The organism is Specibacter sp. NPDC078709 (genome assembly GCF_040686795.1).
Classification (GTDB): domain Bacteria; phylum Actinomycetota; class Actinomycetes; order Actinomycetales; family Micrococcaceae; genus Specibacter.
Window position 1 is genome coordinate 31,386 of the sequence record NZ_JBFBLU010000001.1, and the last position, 19,101, is coordinate 50,486.

A 19,101-nucleotide genomic window follows, 5' to 3' on the forward strand; every position below is an offset into this window, starting at 1 on the left:
TGACGCGGGGTCCTGGCAGGAGCGACATGGCGTAACTTTTCGCCTTCTATTCAACTGTTGTTCATCTTGATGGTGCACGGTAAGGCAGTGAACCCTGCCTCATTGAATATCCCCGCAACTCCCGCCATTGAAGCCTCCGTTGAACCTTCCGTACAACCGGCAGCCGAATTCGCCGCCCAAATGCCCGGCAGTGAGTTGGCTCCAGATCCCCGGACGCTGTGGAACATAGTGCAGGAGTCGGCGCGGCTCCACCCCGATGCCACAGCCTTGGACGACGGCGTCAAAGCCCTCAGTTACGACGAGCTCGTGAAGGCGGTGCACCTGCGGGCCGCCGAATTGACCCGGGCAGGTCTGGGCAGCGGCGACCGAATTGGCGTGCGCATCCCCTCGGGCACCTCCACGCTCTACCTGGCCATTTTGGCCATCATCTCGATCGGGGCCGCCTACGTGCCCGTCGATGCCGACGATCCGGAGGAACGCGCCGCCCTGGTCTTTGGCGAAGCCCAGGTAGCTGCAGTTCTGGGCGATCCGTTGACCGGCAAGGAACTGCAGCTCTTCGGCGAACGCCCTGCACCGTTCCCACATCCTCGCGAACCACTTCCCACGGACGACGCCTGGATCATCTTCACCTCCGGTTCCACCGGCACTCCGAAGGGCGTGGCCGTCAGCAACCGCTCCGCGGCCGCCTTCGTCGATGCCGAGGCCAGCATCTTCCTACAGTCCGAGCCTATTGGCCCCGATGACCGGGTCCTTGCCGGCCTATCCGTGGCCTTCGATGCCTCCTGTGAAGAGATGTGGCTGGCCTGGCGCTACGGCGCCGCCTTGGTTCCTGCGCCGCGATCGTTGGTCCGTTCCGGCATGGACCTGGGACCGTGGTTGATCTCCCATGGCATCACCGTCGTCTCCACCGTGCCCACGCTGGCCGCCCTTTGGCCTGCGGAAGCCTTGGAGTCCGTCCGCCTGCTCATTTTTGGCGGCGAAGCCTGCCCGCCGGAACTCGCCACCCGCCTGGCTGTCAAGGGCCGCGAGGTCTGGAACACGTACGGCCCCACCGAGGCGACTGTTGTTGCCTGCGCCGCCCCCTTGGGCGGAGAAGGCCCGGTCCGCATTGGTTTGCCGCTCAACGGCTGGGACCTGGCCGTGGTGAATGCCGCCGGCGAGCCCGTCGCCGAGGGCGAAGTGGGCGAATTGATCATTGCCGGAGTAGGGCTGGCACGTTATCTCGACCCTGCCAAGGATGCCGAGAAATATGCGCCCATGCCCGCCTTTGGCTGGGACCGTGCCTACCGTAGCGGCGACTTGGTGCGGTTGGAAAGCGAGGGCCTGATCTTCATGGGCCGCGCCGACGACCAGGTCAAGCTGGGCGGACGGCGCATTGAGCTGGGCGAGATCGATGCAGCTCTGCAGGCGTTGCCCGGCATTTCTGGCGCAGCAGCCGCGGTACAGGACACGGCAGGCGGCAGCCAGCTGCTGGTGGGTTATCTGGTCCCGGCAGCAGCAACGATCGCACCCGATGCCGCCGCGCTGCGTGCCGTCCTTGCCGAGTCACTCCCGGCAGCCCTGATTCCGCTGCTCACCTTCACCGATTCCCTGCCCACAAAAATCAGTGGAAAAGTGGACCGCAAGGCCCTGCCCTGGCCGCTGGAACAAGCCACGGACGACGGCGAATCCCTCACCGATACGCTCGGCCCGGAGGCCCAGTGGGTGCTGGATCAATGGCAGGCTGTGTTGGGCGGAGCCCCTGCCTCCCTCGATACCGACTTCTTTGCCAGCGGCGGCGGCAGCCTCGCCGCCGCCCAGCTGGTCTCGGCGCTGCGGCAGCGCTACCCGCGCATTACCGTGGCCGACGTGTATTCACACCCACGGATCGGCGCCCTGCTGGAATTAGCACTGGGCTCCGTGCCGAGCGGGGGCCCGATCGAACTCGTGAACCGCACCGTGGGCCGTACCCAGCGAAAATCCCAGGTGTTCCAAACACTCATGGGTGTTCCGCTGCATGTTTTGGTGGGTATGCGCTGGCTCACCTACCTGATGGCATTAAACAACTTCGCGGCCTGGCAGGGCCTGCTGCCTGGGGCTCCCACGGTTTCCTGGTGGTGGGTGGCGGCCTCCTGGGTGGTCTTTGTTTCACCCTGGGGGCGCATGGGGATCTCGGTGGCGGCCGCCCGCATCCTGCTCCGTGGAGTAGGGCCGGGCAGCTACCCCAGAGCCGGCAAGGTGCACCTGCGGCTGTGGCTGGCCGAACAAATTGCCGACATGACTGGCGCCGTTACGCTGGCCAGTGCCCCGTGGGTGCCGTATTACGCCCGTGCCCTCGGCGTTAAGATGGGCCGGAACGTGGACCTGCATTCAGTGCCGCCGGTCACCGGGTTGCTGCGCCTGGCGGAGGGCTGCTCGGTTGAACCCGAAGTGGATCTGTCCGGCTGGTGGATCGACGGTGACTGGGTCCACATTGGTGAGATCTCCATCGGAGCTGGCGCCGTGGTTGGCGCCCGCAGCACGCTCATGCCGGGTGCCCGCATCGGCGCAGGCGCGCACGTTGCACCGGGATCCGCCGTCCGCGGCAAGGTCAAGCCCGGCGTCACGGTCTCCGGCTCCCCGGCCGAGCGGACAGGTAAGGCCAAGTACTCGTGGCCCGAGCTGCCCACACCAGCCACCTGGCGGCGCGAACTGCCGTTTGCCGGCGCTTCAGCATTCCTGTCCTTAATTCCGTTTGCTGCAGCTGCCGTCGCCGTTTGGATTGTGCTGGTGGCCGTCAACGGACAGCAGTCACTTTCATCGGCGGTCCCCACGCTGCTCTGGTCGGTGCCGGTGGCGGCCCTTGCCTGGTTCCTGACCCTGCTGGTGCTGATCCTGGCCACTGTGCGCCTCTTGGGGATCGGCCTGCGCGAAGGGCACTACCCCGTCCGCAGCCGGATCGGCTGGCAGGTCTGGGCCACCGAGCGTGTCCTGGATATGGCTCGGGATCTCCTGTTCCCGATTTATTCGAGCCTGTTCACACCCGTGTGGCTCCGGCTATTGGGTGCCAAGGTGGGTAAGAACGTGGAGGCCTCGACAGTGCTTCTGCTGCCGAAGATGACCACCATTGGTGCCGGCGCATTCCTGGCCGATGACACCATGATTGCCTCCTACGAGTTGGGTGGCGGCTACATTCACATTGCCCCAGCCAAGGTGGGCAAGCGTTCCTTCCTGGGCAACTCGGGCATGGCCGCTGCCGGGCGCACCTTGCCCCGCAACTCGCTGGTGGCAGTGCTTTCGGCAGCCCCGTCCAAGGCCAAGGCCGGAACCTCATGGCTGGGCAGCCCTCCGGTTCGCCTGCGCCGCACCAATGTGCAGACCGACAAGTCCCTGACGTTCAACCCACCACTGCGGCTCAAAATTGCCCGCGCCCTGTGGGAATGCTGCCGGATTGTGCCCATGATTCTTTCCGTAGCCATCGCAGCGGCAGTGCTTGTGGCCCTCGATGCGCTCGCTCAGGCCAGCAGCTACTGGGTGCCCGCCGCAGTCAGTGGCATGGTGCTCATGGTGGCCGGCGCCGTCGCAGCCGGCAGTTCGGTGACAGCAAAATGGCTCATGGTGGGCCGCATCAAGGCCGGCGAGCACCCGCTATGGAGCTCCTTCATCTGGCGCAATGAAGTAGTGGACACCTTCATTGAAATGGTCAGTGCGCCGTGGTTTGGTCGCGCTGCCGTAGGCACCCCCGCCATGGTGTGGTGGTTGCGTGCACTCGGCGCCAAAATTGGGCACGGCACCTGGTGTGAAAGTTACTGGTTGCCCGAGGCTGATCTGGTCACTCTCGGCGAAAGCTCCACGATCAACCGCGGCTGTGTCATCCAAACCCACCTCTTCCATGACCGGGTCATGGCCATCGATACCGTTACGCTAGAAGCGGGAGCCACCATGGGTCCGCACGGTGTGATCCTGCCAGCCGCAAGTATCGGCACCAGCGGCACCGTGGGCCCGGCTTCCCTTGTCATGCGCGGTGAATCCGTTCCTGCCAGCAGCTACTGGATGGGCAACCCCATCAGCCCCTGGAAGGGACCGGAGTTCTCGGACCGTGCCTAAGCCTTCAATCGATGTGGACACCCAGCACAGCATGAGATTTCTCCACCGCACCCGCACCCTTGATATTGCAGATGCGAATACCGCTGCAGCTCCGGACCCGTACATCCCTCTGCACGGCAGCACCCACTACGCGGTGGAACACTACGATCTGCAGCTTCAAGTCCGGCTGGCGGGGAACCAGTTGCAGGGCCGGGCCACCATCACGGCCCACGCCTTGGTACCGCTGACCCAGGTGGAGCTTGACCTGACCGGCTTAGGCATGGACAAGGCTTCCGTGAACGGTACCCGGATACTCAAGTATTCCCAGCCGCAGGGCAAACTGGTGCTGCAGTTGCCTGAACCCCTCGACGCCGGTGCCAAGTTCACCATGGACATCCGCTACAGCGGTTTTCCCGCCCCTGACGACGGTGAGTGGGGCGAGGTGGGGTGGGAAGAATTGGACGACGGCGTATTGGTCGCCGGCCAGCCCACCGGCGCACCGACGTGGTTCCCATGCAACGACCGGCCCGATGACAAGGCCAGTTACCGCTTTAGCGTCACCACCGATGCCGATTACACGGCCGTGTGCAATGGGTCGCTCGTTTCTCACACCCGAAAATCCAGCCGCGAAACCTGGGTTTATGAACAAACGGCCCCCATGGCCACCTATCTGGCCACCGTGCAGATCGGCGCGTACCAGCTGCTGGCACTGCCGGCGACTCCTAGCCAAACACAGCTGCCCATCACGGTAGCCGTGCCCAAAAAGCTCCAATCCAAGGCGGCCACCGCACTATCCCGGCAGCGGGAAATGGTGGATGTTTTCATCCAAGCCTTCGGCCCTTATCCCTTTGACGCCTACACCGTAGTGGTCACTGAGGATGCGCTTGAGATCCCGCTCGAGGCACAGTCGTTGTCCATTCTGGGCAGCAATCACATGAATAGGACATGGGAAGCACAGAGACTCATTGCCCATGAGCTCTCACACCAGTGGTTCGGCAACTCGCTGACCTTGGCATCGTGGCGCGACATTTGGCTCCACGAAGGCTTCGCCTGCTACGCGGAATGGCTCTGGTCTGAAGAGAGCGGATCGATGACAGTGGCCGAACGTGCAACACAGGCTCACGCCAAGCTCACTACCGATCCGGTCGCTTTGACAGTCTGTGACCCGGGTCCTGAGATGATGTTTGATGACGCGGTGTACAAGCGCGGGGCCCTCGCCTTGGCGGCCATCCGGCTGAGGGCCGGGGATGCCAACTTCTTCGCCCTACTGCAGCGCTGGGTAGCCGAGAACCGCCACAGTTCCGTGTCCACGGCCGCATTTGTGGCCCTAGCCGATGAGGTCTGCGCCAATGTTTCGGGATTCTCGGCAGCGGACATTCTCACCCCGTGGCTTTTCACAAAGCCACTGCCGCCGATGCCCGGGCACTAAAGACTGCTGCGCACTGCCACGGCAGCAGCGAACCCTTCCGGCAAGCCGACATCCTCGGGCACCAGCTCCCACACCTCGGTGTTCACCCCGCCTTCCCCGAGCTCAGGTTCCGGGAAGGCGGGGATGTGGGCCGGCTCAGTGCGCAATCCCAGACCGGAACATTTGGCCAAGGCTTCCTTGCGCGCCCAGACACTGGCCCGCCACGCCTCCCGCGCTGCAGGGGCGACCCGGGCCAACGTGGACTTTTCCGCAGGACTGAGCGCTACGTCGTCGAACCCGGCAAAGCCCACCTGGGCAATGTGCTGGACATCAACTCCTAGAGACACGCCTGCGGCAGGCAACGTGGCCACCAACGCCCAGCCATGGCTGCGCGACAAACTGATCGACAGCGCCGCTGCTGCTTTACCGCGCAGCAAGTAGCCAGGCCGGCCATGGCTGGGCACAGGATTCGGTCCACATTCGGGGCAGGCATAAGCGATCATGAGGTCGTGCGGAGCGACGGCCAACACCTCGGCGGCCATGAGCCGCTGCACCACACGCCCGGCCAGAAAGTCACGGCGCGTGGTCGGTTGCACGATGGCTTCGGCGCGAGCCAGTTCAGCCTCATCCAGCAACCCGAACAAGCCCGAATCCACGGCTGCCAGCTCGAAGCCTCGCACCCTAATCTGGCTACGCATGAGACCGGCGCCACTGTGTGCGTTCACCCTAATTCCATCCTCTGTTCACCTTGGGTATTTCCTGTCACTTTAGGCTCGAGTCATGACTGAACCTGCTCCGAACTTCACTGGTTTTACCGTTATAGACAACGACGACGACGATCCCGTCTTGTTAGCCCCTGACGGATCTCCCGTGGATACGTGGCGCGACGGTTACCCCTATGACTCCCGGATGGAACGGGACGTCTACGATGCTCAAAAACGGTTGCTACAAATTGAACTATTGAAGTTGCAGCAATGGATCAAGGCTACCGGGCGCAGGGTGGTGATTCTGTTCGAAGGACGCGATGCCGCCGGCAAGGGTGGGACCATTAAGCGCTTCACCGAACATTTGAACCCTCGCGGAACCCGTGTGGTGGCACTGGAGAAGCCCAGTGCGCGCGAGTCAACCCAGTGGTACTTCCAGCGGTATGTGGCCCATCTGCCCAGTGCCGGGGAGATGGTGTTGTTTGATCGCTCTTGGTACAACCGCACGGGCGTGGAGCGCGTCATGGGCTTTTGCACCAAGGAACAATATGACGAGTTCATCCGCCAAGCACCGCAGTTTGAACGCATGCTGGTCAATGACGGCATGACGGTCATTAAGTTCTGGTTCTCGGTCACGCAGGCCGAGCAACGCACGCGTTTCATCATCCGTCAGGTGGACCCTGTGCGGCAGTGGAAGCTCTCCCCCATGGACCTGGCCTCGCTGGATAAATGGGACGGCTACACTGCGGCCAAGGAGCGCATGTTCAAGCGGACGGACACCCGCCATGCGCCTTGGACCGTAGTGAAATCTAATGACAAGAAGCGGGCACGGCTCGAGGCCATGCGTCATGTGCTGAACTTGTTTGACTACACGGGCAAGGACCATGAACTGGTGGGTGTGCCGGATCCACACATCGTAGGCCCGGCCTCAGATGTGGTGGGCGAGGGCGAGGAGTTCTAGCCTCCGACTCTCCGGTTCTCACGCCGGCCCGGCTCGAGGCCGACTCCGCCCACGGGTTATGCTGTGCATTCATCCGACACTTGAAAAAGTGCCTACGGTGATGCACATCGAAACCTGGGGGTTCACATGGAATTGGATTGGGTCGACAAGTCACAGAAGTCCGGACGCCAAGCGATCCCGATTGTCTTGGTTGTCTTGGTTGTCTTGGCCGTGCTGTGTGGTGTCTGCGGCATCTATTTGCCTCTCACAGATGCTACGTATGTGCCCGCCTTCATCGCAGCAGCTACGTTCGCCGTAGCTGCTCCCTTGGCCCTCATCGCGGCGGCACCCAAAGGCTTGCTGAAGCGAAACCGGGCCTTTCGTTGGCTATCCATTGCCAGCGTGTTCTTCGCAGCATGTGCTGTTGTGACCAGTGGATTGTTGATGTCCTACGGGAGCGCCCAAGGAGCAGCTGGTGACATTGGCGGCTTTGGGATGTGGTTGCTGTCGACGATTGCCCTAGTGACTGTCACGAGTTGTGCCGTCAAGGTGTGGCGTGTGGAGTATGCAGCACCCCCAACAACGTTGCGTGGCCTGCAGCGCCAGGCGCGACGGGAAAACCGCGGCTAGCCCTTCTTAGGGCAGAACTCTCGAGCCGGCTGCGAACCATGTCCGCTCCCGGCCGGCCCGTCACCCAAGCTGTGCCTCAACGGTCTGGGCGGATCCGGCGTGGTGAGTGCCGCCGTCGTCCATCCGGTCACGCAAGGCGAGCAAAAGGCTAGCCGCGGTGGCCGGATCGGCAACGGTGACGGCGAATTGCTTGTCGGCCGCGGTAGTGACGATGAGTCCGGGACCGGCACCCATGACGACGGCTGAGCGGCCGGCCATGACCCGGTATCCCCAGCCACCCCACTCGGAGGGACGGATCTCGGTGACCTCGACGGCAGCAATGTCCTCGAGGCGGATGCGCTTGAGCGGGATGCGGCCCAGGGTGGAAACGATGCGCAGGCCACGCCAGTCGACAGTCACTTGCATGTGGGCGATGAGTGCGAGGACCACAATGCTGGCGAGCATGGTGCCGCCGCCCATCCAGACGGCGGACAGATCGCCTTCGGTGAAGGCGGGGATGAACATGATTGCGGTGACGGCGAGCAGCGCAACCGGCAACCACAGCAGCACTTTTGAGGTGATGGTTCTTGACCAGGCGCCAGATTCGTTGGCGCCAAGCTGGAGTCGCGTTTCGTGCATTGTGGTAGTGAATTTCGGTTTCGGGGCGATGAAGTAAGGCAAGGCTCCGAAGAGGAATGAGACGATGAGTGCCGCGAGCCACCAACCGAGCACTGCCTTCTCGGCGCTGCCGGCTTGCAGTGTGAGGCCGGCTGAGATGAGCCATGTGCCGGCACCCATTCCGGAGACCATGCCGGCGAATCCCAGGATGCCCCGCAATAGGGCCGGGCGCAGGCTGGAAATGACTGCCGCGATGAGGCCGATCACTGCCGGGATTCCTGTCAAGAGCAAACCAAGAGTGAGGGCCGCCCCCGTGGACATGAAGCCATCGGGTTCGCCGGTGCCCGACCAGTGCGAGGCCAGTTCCGCCGGCAGCCTGTCGTGCCATGCTAGCCACGTTGCACCCACGGCGCCCAGCGGTATCAGTCCCACCAATCCAGCGGCGATGCGCCGGGTGGCGCTGGTCCTTTGCTGTACTTCGGTCATGCTTTTGCAACTCCCCCAATAATGCGCACAAGGTCCTGCTGGGTCATCCCCAGTTTCCGTGCTTCAGCCAATAATTGTTGTGCCATTTCCGTGAGACGAAGCAATCCGGGACCGGCGTCCAGGGACACAAACGCGCCGCGCCCTTGGCGCATCTCAATGATGCCTTCGTCGCGCAACTGCTTGTAGGCGCGCAGCACTGTGTGCATATTGATGTGCAAGGCAGTGGCCAGGTCACGGGCCGGTGGCAGGCGCTCACCCGGCACTAGGCTTCCATCGACCACGCCGGTACGCACCTGAACAGCTATCTGATCGGCCAGCGAGAGTGTCGAGGCCGCGTCAACACGAAATAACATGTTTGCAATACTAGTAGAACAATGCGAACGCTTCAAACTGGCTGGGGGTTGTCTGCGGCGGTGTCTTGGCCATTTTTCTCACGAGGCCAATTTCACGAGCCCTGTCAGCAACGTGAGCCACCACTGGACGTCACCTTTGCGATGCCGCTTCTTCGAGTCCGGCCTTGATCTCTTCGACGGCGGCGATGAGTGCAGCGACAGATTGCGGGCCACCGTGGCCCTCCTCCTCCACAATTGTTAGCTTGCTGGTGCTCCACTGTTGGTGAAGTTTCCACGGCGTGATGGCGGGTCCGCTGACGTCGCGTCGGCCATGAATGAGATGACCCGGAATCCCGTTGAGCTGATGGATTCGAGGAATGATCTCCTTTTCGCCAGTAAGAAATGCATCGCTCGACCAATAGTGCGTGACCAGGAGCGCGAAGGTCATGCGCAAACGTTCGTCGTTGAACATGGGCCCCGGCTGCCAGTAGGAGCTAAATGAAATGTGCCACGCCTCCCAGCGATCCCAATCCATCGCGGCCACCCGAGCGTCCTCCCGGTCCTTGCCGGCTAGCCTGCGCGCGTAAGCTTCCACCACGCGCTCCCCCGGCAGCGCTCCTGAAGCCGCGGCGAACTCATGCCAGGCCTCCGGGAAAATCCGGCCCACACCTTCGGTAATCCAATCAACCTCATCACGGTTCGTAGTGGTGACGGCCATGAGAGCAATGCCCAGGACGCGGTCAGGATGTTCCAGCGCATAGGCCAAGGCTAGGGTACTTCCCCAAGAAATACCTGTCACAATCCACTGTTCGATGTCCAGATGCGCACGCACCGCTTCGATGTCTTGGATCAGCGTCGCCGTAGTGTTGTCCACCAAATGAAGCAGATCGTCCTGAACGGTGGGCGTGCTTTTTCCGCAACCACGCTGGTCGACGCCGATGGTACGGAACTTTGCCGCATCGTGGCGCCTGCGGTACCCGCCCTTGCCTAGGGATCCACCGGGCCCGCCGTGCAGATAGAGGACGGGCACACCCTCGGGGTTTCCGCTGGATTCCCAGTAGATCTTGGCGTTGTCGCGGGGCAGCCAGCCGTACTCGCTGGGCAGGTTCTCTTCAGCCATCTCCCCACACTATGCTCCAGGAGCCCAACGTGCTGCGGAAGACCCGGAGCGGGCCCGGTGCCGACGCACTGCAGCGCGGTTATTGCAGCGCACTGAACAATATTGCTGACGCCCGTTTCGAGTTACATCAACAACCACAGCGGTACACGGGTCCCCCGGCGCCTGCCCGGCCGCGCAGCGCGACAGGCGATTCATGCCCCGGGTACTCAGATGCAGGGCCGTCCCCACACTGATGACCGCATGCAAAACATGAGGCAAGGTCTGACTCTCATCCCGGTAATGCAGGTGCCAGCCTTCACCATCGTGGTCGGTCAGGCGGGGATAGGCGCTCGCGGCGGCCATGTGAGCGTTGAGTAATGCTGCCCGTGCCGAATCATCAGGGGCATCAACCACGTTCAGCCAGTCATCAATCACCTTGCGGACCAATGCATGGTCATCATGCCTTTGCGTGAAACTCATGGTCATGCCGAAATCACGTGTCCGCTCGAAAATGCCAGTACGATCCGCGGGGAAGTCATTGGCGAGCGATCCAGCGAGCAGAACCGCATACTCGCCGTAAGGGTTGAGATGCATAAGACCATTACAACGTAGTGGAATGCATGACCCTATCTACTGCACTCAATGACCCCACGTCCACCACCAACTCGTCCCAGCACCACCACGTGTGGGAGCTTGAATCGAGCCACTCGACCTCTCAGGGACAGGTGAACTATATGAAATGCGCTGCCGGCTGCGGAACCCGCCAGATCGAGCTTGTTGCCCTTCATCCGCAGCAGTCTTTACTCGTACATACCACCACAAGCAAACGCTGAAGCACCCGCACGTGCTGCGAACGCCATCCGGATTGAAAAATGCGCCCGTCCCCCATAAATGCGCCCGTTCTACGGGGCGCATTTATGGGGGACGGGCGCATTTATGGTGAGCCGGCGGTGGGACGACGCTGGTGAGCAGGTAGGGCTTAGCGCTGGGTGGCGCCAAACCTTTCCGCTGCAAGCTCGACGGCGGATGCCCTCGCTGCCGATGCCTCATCGGAGGTCAGGGTGCGATCTGCGGCACGGAAGCGCAGGCCGAAGGCTAATGACTTGCGGCCTTCGGGAATCCCGGTGCCCTGGTACTCATCAAACAGCGTCACGTCTTCGAGCAGTTCGCCGGCGCCTTCGCGCAGGGTCTCCAGCACGGTGGCGGCAGCAATCTCTGTAGGAACAACCAACGCAACGTCCTGCGTGGCCACCGGGAAGGTGGAGATCGGTTTGGCCACGATGACGTCAGCCGCAGCGGCAAAGACCTTCTGGGCGTTGATTTCCATGGCGACTGAGCGAGCTGGCATGTTCAACTCGCTCAGCAGCTTCGGGTGCAGTTCGCCGGCGTAGCCAACAACCTCGCCAGTGCGCAGCGAAAGCTTGGCAGCACGGCCCGGGTGGAAGGCCTGGTGGGAGCCCTGCGAAACGAGCAGTTCCACACCCACCACATCGGCCACCAAGCGGGCGGCGTCAATAGCGTCGGCCCAGTCCCACGCACGCGGGGCGTGCGCAGGTGCAGCCGGGGAATCCTTGCCAGTAAAGATGGCCGCCATGGTGAGGGGCTGGTCCGGAATGCCCTCATACAGGGCATCCAAAACCTCCTCCGATGGTTTCACACCGAGCGGCGGGATCGATGCCGTACCCATGGAATCGGACGGCAGGAACACCAGCCCGGATTCGAACAGCGCCAGGTCGTGGAAACCGCGCGAGTGGTTGCGCTTGGCAATCTCAATCAGGCCCGGCAGTACGGATGTCCGCAGGAATCCGAACTCCTCGCTGAGCGGGTTGGCCAGCTTTACTGCAGGACGGGCAGATCCGGCTTCGGCCACACCGAAGGTGTCGTTGGACGCCTTGGACACGAACGGGTAGGCCAGGATCTCGGTCAAACCGGAATCGGCCAGGGCCTGCACCACGCGGCGGCGTTGCTGCTGCGCGCGCGAATAGCCGCGACCCGGAGGTGCCGTGGGAAGCGTGGACGGAATCAGCTCGTAACCCACCAAGCGGGCCACTTCCTCCGTCAGGTCATCCTTGGTGACCAGGTCGTGGCGCCAAGAAGGGGCTGTGACGGAATATCCGCCGTCGACCTTTTCCACGTCCGCGCCAAGATCAGACAACGATCCCATGATCTGGGACTGGGTGAACTCGATGCCAATGCGGGCCGAGGTGTAACCCGACGGCAGGAACACGGGAGCGGAAGCCTCCACGGTGTTGACGTCGGTGGCGGTGGCTTCTTCTGTGCCACCGGCCAGCTCAACCAACAAGTTGACGGCGCGCTGGGCAGCAATGTCAGCCACCAAGGGGTCAACGCCGCGCTCGAAGCGCTTTGACGCTTCGGAGGGCAGCTTGTGCCGGCGGCGCGAGCGAGCAATGGATATCTCCTCGAAATGCGCAGCCTCAATCAGCACCGTGCTGGTGCCGGAAGTGACCTCGGTGGAGGCCCCGCCCATGACGCCTGCAACGCCAATGGCGCCGGAGGCATCGGTGATCAGGAGGTCCTCGGCGTCGAGCTTGCGCACCTTGCCATCGAGGGTCTTCAGCGTTTCGCCAGCGGCGGCCCGGCGAACCGTGATGGCGCCGTCGAGCTTGTCAGCGTCGTAGAAGTGCAGCGGCTGACCCAGTTCCAACATGACGTAGTTGGAGATATCCACGGGCAGGGAAATGGAGCGAATCCCGGCCAGGCGCAAACGCGATGACATCCACGGCGGAGTTGGCGCAGCCGCGTTAATTCCGCTGACGGTGCGGGCCACAAAGCGGTCGCAGCCGGGCTTGCCGTAGATGGGTGCCTCGTCGGCAATGACGACGGGGTGGCCTTCGCCCGTGGAAGCGGTCACCGAAACCAGCGACGCCGGATCCGTGAACACACTGTCCGTGGCATGCGCGTATTCGCGGGCAACGCCGCGGATACTGAACGCGTAGCCACGGTCCGGGGTGACGTTAATTTCGGCGGCTTCATCGTCCAAGCCCAGCAGGGCGAGGGCGTCGGTGCCCAGTTCCGGGTCAAGGCCCAGGGTGGAGAGCACCAGGATGCCGTCGTGATCCTCGCCTATGCCGAGCTCACGCACGGAGGCGATCATGCCAGCTGAAACGTGACCGTAAGTCTTCCGCGGGGTGATGCGGAAGTCTCCGGGCAGCACGGCTCCGGGCAGGGTGACAACAACCTTGTCCCCCACCTCGAAGTTGTGCGCACCACAGACAATGCCCTGCACGCCGGAGGGGTCAATGCCGTCAATGTCCAGCGCCTGGGTGCTACCTTCGGGCACCACGCGGACGGTGCACCAGTTGATGGTTTTGCCGTTCGTCTGAGCCTCCGGCTCCTTCGTCAGGACCTGGCCCACCACAATGGGGCCGCTGATCTCATCGAGGGGACGGTGCACATCTTCTTCTTCAAAACCGACCTTGACGAGGTCGGTCATTACGTCTTCGGCTGTTGCGCCAGCCGGTACCTGCGCGTATTCGCGCAGCCAAGTCAGTGGAATACGCACTTACTTAGATCTCCATCCCAAAGTGTTCGCTGAATCGTACGTCGCCCTCGATCATGTCGTGCATGTCGCCCACTTCATTGCGGAACATGAGAGTGCGTTCAATGCCCATGCCGAAGGCAAATCCGGAATACTCTTCCGGGTCAATGCCGGCAGCACGGAGCACGTTCGGGTTGACCATGCCGCAGCCACCCCACTCGATCCAGCGCGGGCCACCCTTGGCACCGGGGTGCCAGATGTCCAGCTCGGCCGACGGTTCGGTGAACGGGAAGAAGTTCGGGCGCAGCCGGATACTGGCTTCCTCGCCAAACATCTGACGAGCAAAGTGCTCCAGTGTGCCGCGGAGGTCCGCCATGGACAGACCCTTATCGATGGCCAGGCCTTCGAACTGGTGGAACACCGGGGTGTGCGTGGCGTCCAGCTCATCGGTGCGGAAAACCTTGCCCGGGCACAGAACGTAGACGGGAAGTTCGCGCTCCAGCAAGGAACGGACCTGCACCGGTGAGGTGTGGGTGCGTAGCAGCAGGTGAGCTTCGGGCGGTTCCACGAAGAACGTGTCCTGCATTTCGCGTGCCGGGTGATCCGGGGCAAAGTTCAGTGCATCAAAGTTGAACCACTCCGATTCCAGCTCCGGGCCTTCGGCGATTTCCCAGCCCATGCCCACGAAGATATCGCTTACGCGGTCTTGCAGGGTGGACAACGGGTGGCGGGCACCGGCGCGACGGCGGCGCGGGGCGGCCGTAACATCCACGGTCTCTTCCACGAGAATACGCGCGGCATCTTCGGCTTCCAGGACTTCGGTGCGGGCTGCGAGCGCTTTGGCAACGCGGCCGCGTGAGCCGCCCATGAGCTTTCCGGCGGCAGCCTTAAATTCCTTGGCGAGCCCGCCGATTTCACGGTTGGCAAGGCTCAGCGGCGATTTTTCACCGGTGTGCGCCAGCCGCGCAGTCTTCAGCTCATCCAGGGTTGCTGCGGCGGCAATGGCTGCGAGCGCGTTCTGGACGGCTGCGCCAATGGCGGCTTCGTCCAGCGGGTCCGGGACTGCTGCGGGTTCAATGGTTGGTTCGGGCATTTCTGCCGTCGTGTGGGGCATCTCAGACATCTACAGTTTTTACCTAAGCTCGTGTGCGAGTAAGCGGCGGGGTAGCTCCTCCCGCCTGAACCATTCTAGTTGACGGGGCCCGCGGTTTTTGAACCCTAAGTCTTTACTCAACTTACGCCCCGAAGTACGCTCCCCCTTGCTACGCTAGCGGCCATGGGAACCCTTAGCCGCAGAAGCACGACGCCGGCCTTCCGCCATGCGCCGTCAGCCAGCCTTGCGCTGGGGTTGTTGCTGACGCTCACTCTGTGTGGCTGCGGGCTGTTTCCCGGCGGGTCCGGAACGTACACGCCTGAGGCGGCCGTGATCCAGGAGAACGTGGACTGCCCGGGGTCCACCCTCGGGTGGCTGCCAGAACCGGCCAGCCCGCCGGCGTCGGACGCCTCGGGTGCACCATCCGAGGAGGTGGTGCTGGCCGGTTCCGTCCCCGAGGGATTTGTGCCGGTCCAGGTCATCCGCTGCTCCATAGTTGTCAAGGATCCCACCCGTGATTTCACCCAGGTGCTCCAAGAAGAGCCTTTGGAGGGCGACTACTCCGATTTACTCGCCGCGCTGGCTAAGCCCAGCGATAAAGGCGGAAGCGGCCCGTGTACCGCGGACATGGAGATCATCCCGCCGCTGTGGATGGTCGATGCGCAGGGCCGCGCCATTCAAGTTGCGTGGCCGCTGGACGCCTGCGGCAAAACCCGCGGCAAGCCGGATACGGGCAAGGCCCTGGAGCAGCTGAGCGTTGGCCGCGTTATTGAGCATCAGCAAACTGGCTCATGAACACCCGCCAGCGCCATGCAAAACAGGAGGCCGCTTGCTTAGCGCTCCGTGCCGCGGCTGTCATGGTTGCGGCACTGCTGGTATCGGGTTGCAGCTCGTCATCGCAGCAGACATCGCCACCACCGCAGACCTATCTGCCTGAACCCGCCACACTTCAGGACGCCGTCGACTGTTCCACATCCACAGGCTGGGAACCGGCAGCCACGACTCCGGCCGCTTTACTCAAGGGGCGTGTTCCAGACGGGTTCATTCCGGTAGATGTTGTGCGCTGCTCTATCGATTCTGCCACCACCGACGTGACGGAGGACCACTTATCGGGCGACTATACTCCCCTCCTGGCAGCTTTGGCGGTCCCCAGCGAGCGCGGAGGCCCCATGAGCTGTCTGGACTATGGGGAGATTCTGCCGGGCATCTGGCTGATCAATGCCGCTGGGCAGGCAGTAAACGTCCAATGGCCTATGGACTCCTGTGACCATTCCAAACCCGATACCGCCAGTGCTTTGGCCATGCTCACGGTTGTCAGCAGCGCCCCCGTTCCCAAGGAAGGAACCAGTATCACGCCATGAGTTCTCCACTCACTCGGCCCGAGCTCGTCCGTGCCGTAGCCAATGCCATGAACCTTTCGACGGCGGCCGGGTTGCTGCTGGCAGGTCTGTCGCGCACCCGTGTTGAGAAGGGCCCGCACGGGCTGATCTTTGGGACCAACTACCAGCCCAAGCTGCCGATAGCTGGCGCGTTCACGGTGGGCAATGTGATCTTCTACCGAACAGACCGAGCTCACATCGATGCACGCCCTGATCTGCTGGCCCACGAATCCGGGCACGCAACCCAGTACGCGTGGTGCCTTGGTCTACCGTTCCTCCCCCTCTATGCGGCGTGCGCCGCATATTCACTCTGGCGCACTGGAGATCCGGGCAGCCGAAACTTCTTTGAACGCAACGCGGGGCTGGCTCTAGGCGGATACCGGGAACTACCCACCATCGCCAGGCTTCCCCGTTTGCGGAACCAATTGCAGCGTCTTGCGTTTGTTATGTCACCAGCCATTACCGCCGGGCAGAACCAAGCCGGGCAGCACCAGACCCTACAGAACCAGGAAGAGAAATAACTATGAGCGAGAGTAACAACTCCATCACCGTCACGGGGCACGGCGCAGTCCAAACCGCTCCGGATTTCTTCACCATCAACATCGGTATTGAGGCATCACAGCCCACTGTGCGTGACGCCTACTCACAAGCTGGGGAGGCCCTTAATGCTGTCAACGCCAAATTGCAGACGTTGGGCGTGGACCGCACAGCGATCAGCTCCTCCACCTTGGATGTTCGCGTGGACAGTCGCTGGCAAGAGGGAGTGGGCACGGTCGTTACCGGATACACGGTCTCCAGCACCCTCTCGGTTTCCCTGCGCTACGATCAGGGCGCCCAGGACATCGTTGCTGCTGTCGTTGACGTCGGCAACAACAATGTTCGACTCAACGGCATGTCCCCCGTCGTGTCCGATCCCTCCGCAGCCCAAGACAAGGCCCGCGCCGCGGCGTGGGCTGATGCACGCCGTGCCGCCGAGGTGTACGCACAGCTGGCTGGCCGCACTCTTGGCGCCGTGGAAAAAGTGCACGAAGGGAATATCCCCTCAGGCGGCCCGCGCCCCATGATGGCCCGGGCGGCCATGTCGATGGATAGCTCCATGGCGATTGAGCCGGGGCAAAGCGATGTCACCATCGCCGTCCAGATCACTTGGTTGCTGAACTAAAGCTCAGCAGCATAACCACCTAGAAAAGGCCTCAAAGCAGTCAGAGGAGCGGCCCCGGTGAGGTTCACCGGGGCCGCTCCTCTGCGAGCGCCTAGCGTCTAGCCCTTTTCACCGGACTTGCCGCAGACGCACCCACAAGCTGCGGCTCAAGAAACGTTGATCTCTCGCTTGAGGATCTTCCCTGTTGGCCCCTTAGGCAGTGCATCAACAATTATGACCTTGCGCGGATACTTGTAAGCGGCCACTCGAGCCTTGACGAACTCTTGAATCTCCGCGGCCAGCGCCTCCGGATTCTCGGCATCAGCAGCACCGTCTTTCAACGCGACCACGGCACACACTTCCTCACCATGGACGTCGTCGGGCTTGCCAAGAACGGCAGCCTCGGCCACGGCCGGGTGCTCGTACAGCACTTCCTCGATCTCGCGCGGGTAGATGTTGTAGCCACCGCGCAGGATCATGTCCTTCTTCCTGTCCACAATGAAGAACACGCCGTCTTCATCCCGCCGCCCCAGATCACCCGTGCGGAACCAGCCATCCGGGATGGCTGCCGCCGTCGCCTCGGGATTGTTCCAATACCCCTTCATGACGAAGGGGCCCGCCACGGCGATTTCCCCCACCGCGCCAGGTTCGACGTCGTCCCCCGACTCATCAATGACCCTCAGTTGCGCCCCGGTCACCGCAGTGCCCACGGAACCTGGTTTGCGGATGCCGTCGGTCTGGTTGAAGCTCACCACCGGCGATGTCTCAGACAAGCCATAGCCTTCGAGCAAGGTGGCCTTGAAGGTTGATTCGAATTCATGCAGGATTTCCACTGGCAGAGCCGAGCCGCCGGAGGCCGCAAGCCGCAGACTGCTCAGATCATAGTTTTCCCGGCCGGGAGCACGTAGCAGCGCAATGTACATGCTGGGGACCCCTTCAAAGATGGTGACCTTATCCCGGGCGATAATCTCCAGCGCCTTGACGGGATCGAAGCGGGGCAGCAAGGTCACGGTAGCCCCGGCCATGACCGCCGAGTTCAGCGCGCACGTCTGACCAAAGATGTGGAAGAAGGGCAGCCCGCCGAAAATTACGTCTCCGTCCCGACTGCCGAAGAGAGCGACCGACACTTCGGCGTTACTGCGCAAGTTCTCGTGCGTGAGCTCAGCTCCCTTGGGCTTACCTGTGGTGCCCGAGGTATACAGGATGACGGCTGTGTCATCCTTGGCAGCCTCAGCTACTTCATGGCGTGGCTCAAGAGGGCTCACAAGGGCCATGAAGTTCGCGTCGATGGGAATGATGTCAGTCCCGGTTTCGCTGGCTCCGGCAACGACCTCAGCCATGACGCCTTCCCACGCGAAGGCCAGTGTGGCACCGGAATCCTGTAGGTGATAGGCCACTTCGCGGGCTTTCAGGAGTGGATTCAGTGGGACCACAATGGCCCCATATCGCAAGATGCCGTAGTAGATCGGTGGCATCTGCGGCAGGTTAGGGGATATGAGCACCACCCTGTCCCCCGCTTTGACACCCCGTTCAGCCAGTAGCGCCGCGACCTTGGCGCTGAGCACCTCGAGGGCGCCATAAGAAATTTCAATGTCATCGAGTTTGATGACAACCCCACCCGGATTCCTTGCAGCGGAGGCGGGGACCATCGAAGCCAGATTCGTCATGGTACTCCTTCGTGATGAAACTGCCTTTCCGCGGTGGAGACCACATCAGTGGACCGGACCGGAAACAGACAGCAGAAGCATC

General features: G+C 62.4%; 16 protein-coding genes. 8 read left to right on the forward strand and 8 right to left on the reverse strand.

What is annotated here, in order from left to right; all coding sequences use genetic code 11:
* Positions 1-180: 180 nt before the first annotated feature.
* Entirely contained in the window at positions 181-4,065 is a 3,885-nt protein-coding gene (locus AB0P14_RS00130; protein ID WP_363838074.1) for a Pls/PosA family non-ribosomal peptide synthetase, read from the forward strand.
* Positions 4,058-5,473 carry a M1 family metallopeptidase gene (locus tag AB0P14_RS00135; RefSeq protein ID WP_363836390.1) on the forward strand — a complete coding sequence of 472 codons (1,416 nt, stop codon included), beginning with the start codon at positions 4,058-4,060 and terminating at the stop codon, positions 5,471-5,473. The genes AB0P14_RS00130 and AB0P14_RS00135 overlap by 8 nt, the downstream gene beginning before the upstream one ends.
* On the opposite strand, the gene AB0P14_RS00140 is transcribed toward AB0P14_RS00135, so the two are convergent.
* Positions 5,470-6,177 carry a 4'-phosphopantetheinyl transferase superfamily protein gene (locus tag AB0P14_RS00140; protein ID WP_363836392.1) on the reverse strand — a complete coding sequence of 236 codons (708 nt, stop codon included), beginning with the start codon at positions 6,175-6,177 and terminating at the stop codon, positions 5,470-5,472. The two genes, AB0P14_RS00135 and AB0P14_RS00140, sit on opposite strands and share 4 nt — an antisense overlap.
* A 55-nt stretch (positions 6,178-6,232) precedes the next feature.
* Here AB0P14_RS00140 and ppk2 point away from each other — a divergent pair, with 55 nt between their 5' ends.
* A complete protein-coding gene (gene ppk2 / locus AB0P14_RS00145) occupies positions 6,233-7,117 on the forward strand; it encodes a polyphosphate kinase 2 (protein ID WP_363836393.1) in 885 nt (294 codons plus the stop codon).
* Between the two features lie 126 nt (positions 7,118-7,243).
* Positions 7,244-7,726: a hypothetical protein gene (locus tag AB0P14_RS00150; protein ID WP_363836395.1), complete on the forward strand. Its 483-nt coding sequence runs from the start codon at positions 7,244-7,246 to the stop codon at positions 7,724-7,726.
* A 60-nt stretch (positions 7,727-7,786) separates the two neighbouring features.
* On the opposite strand, the gene AB0P14_RS00155 is transcribed toward AB0P14_RS00150, so the two are convergent.
* From AB0P14_RS00155 to pheS, 6 genes are all read right to left on the reverse strand, one after another.
* A complete protein-coding gene (locus AB0P14_RS00155; protein ID WP_363836396.1) occupies positions 7,787-8,809 on the reverse strand; it encodes a DUF1648 domain-containing protein in 1,023 nt (340 codons plus the stop codon).
* Positions 8,806-9,162 carry a GntR family transcriptional regulator gene (locus tag AB0P14_RS00160; RefSeq protein WP_363836398.1) on the reverse strand — a complete coding sequence of 119 codons (357 nt, stop codon included), beginning with the start codon at positions 9,160-9,162 and terminating at the stop codon, positions 8,806-8,808. The genes AB0P14_RS00155 and AB0P14_RS00160 overlap by 4 nt, the downstream gene beginning before the upstream one ends.
* Before the next feature lie 130 nt (positions 9,163-9,292).
* A complete protein-coding gene (locus tag AB0P14_RS00165; RefSeq protein ID WP_363836400.1) occupies positions 9,293-10,261 on the reverse strand; it encodes an alpha/beta fold hydrolase in 969 nt (322 codons plus the stop codon).
* Positions 10,262-10,270: 9 nt separating this feature from the next.
* Positions 10,271-10,834 carry a CGNR zinc finger domain-containing protein gene (locus AB0P14_RS00170; RefSeq protein ID WP_363836401.1) on the reverse strand — a complete coding sequence of 188 codons (564 nt, stop codon included), beginning with the start codon at positions 10,832-10,834 and terminating at the stop codon, positions 10,271-10,273.
* Between the two features lie 385 nt (positions 10,835-11,219).
* On the reverse strand, positions 11,220-13,763 hold the full coding sequence (pheT, locus tag AB0P14_RS00175) for a phenylalanine--tRNA ligase subunit beta (RefSeq protein WP_363836403.1): 2,544 nt from the start codon (positions 13,761-13,763) through the stop codon (positions 11,220-11,222).
* Between the two features lie 4 nt (positions 13,764-13,767).
* Positions 13,768-14,832, reverse strand: a complete 1,065-nt coding sequence (pheS, locus tag AB0P14_RS00180) for a phenylalanine--tRNA ligase subunit alpha (RefSeq protein WP_363838076.1) — start codon at positions 14,830-14,832, stop codon at positions 13,768-13,770.
* Between the two features lie 183 nt (positions 14,833-15,015).
* On the opposite strand from pheS, the gene AB0P14_RS00185 reads away from it, so the two are divergent.
* Genes AB0P14_RS00185 through AB0P14_RS00200 form a run of 4 tightly spaced genes read left to right on the forward strand, consistent with a single transcriptional unit; the run spans position 15,016 to position 17,373 of the window.
* On the forward strand, positions 15,016-15,627 hold the full coding sequence (locus AB0P14_RS00185; RefSeq protein ID WP_363836404.1) for a hypothetical protein: 612 nt from the start codon (positions 15,016-15,018) through the stop codon (positions 15,625-15,627).
* Positions 15,624-16,193: a hypothetical protein gene (locus tag AB0P14_RS00190; RefSeq protein ID WP_363836406.1), complete on the forward strand. Its 570-nt coding sequence runs from the start codon at positions 15,624-15,626 to the stop codon at positions 16,191-16,193. The genes AB0P14_RS00185 and AB0P14_RS00190 overlap by 4 nt, the downstream gene beginning before the upstream one ends.
* The gene (locus tag AB0P14_RS00195; protein WP_363836407.1) at positions 16,190-16,732 is read left to right on the forward strand and encodes a hypothetical protein; all 543 of its coding nucleotides are present in this window, start codon (positions 16,190-16,192) and stop codon (positions 16,730-16,732) included. The genes AB0P14_RS00190 and AB0P14_RS00195 overlap by 4 nt, the downstream gene beginning before the upstream one ends.
* Positions 16,733-16,734: 2 nt before the next feature.
* Complete coding sequence (locus AB0P14_RS00200; RefSeq protein WP_363836409.1) at positions 16,735-17,373, forward strand: SIMPL domain-containing protein; 639 nt, start codon at positions 16,735-16,737, stop codon at positions 17,371-17,373.
* Positions 17,374-17,519: 146 nt separating this feature from the next.
* Here AB0P14_RS00200 and AB0P14_RS00205 read toward each other — a convergent pair whose 3' ends face one another.
* Complete coding sequence (locus AB0P14_RS00205) at positions 17,520-19,019, reverse strand: long-chain fatty acid--CoA ligase (protein ID WP_363836411.1); 1,500 nt, start codon at positions 19,017-19,019, stop codon at positions 17,520-17,522.
* Between the last annotated feature and the right edge of the window lie 82 nt (positions 19,020-19,101).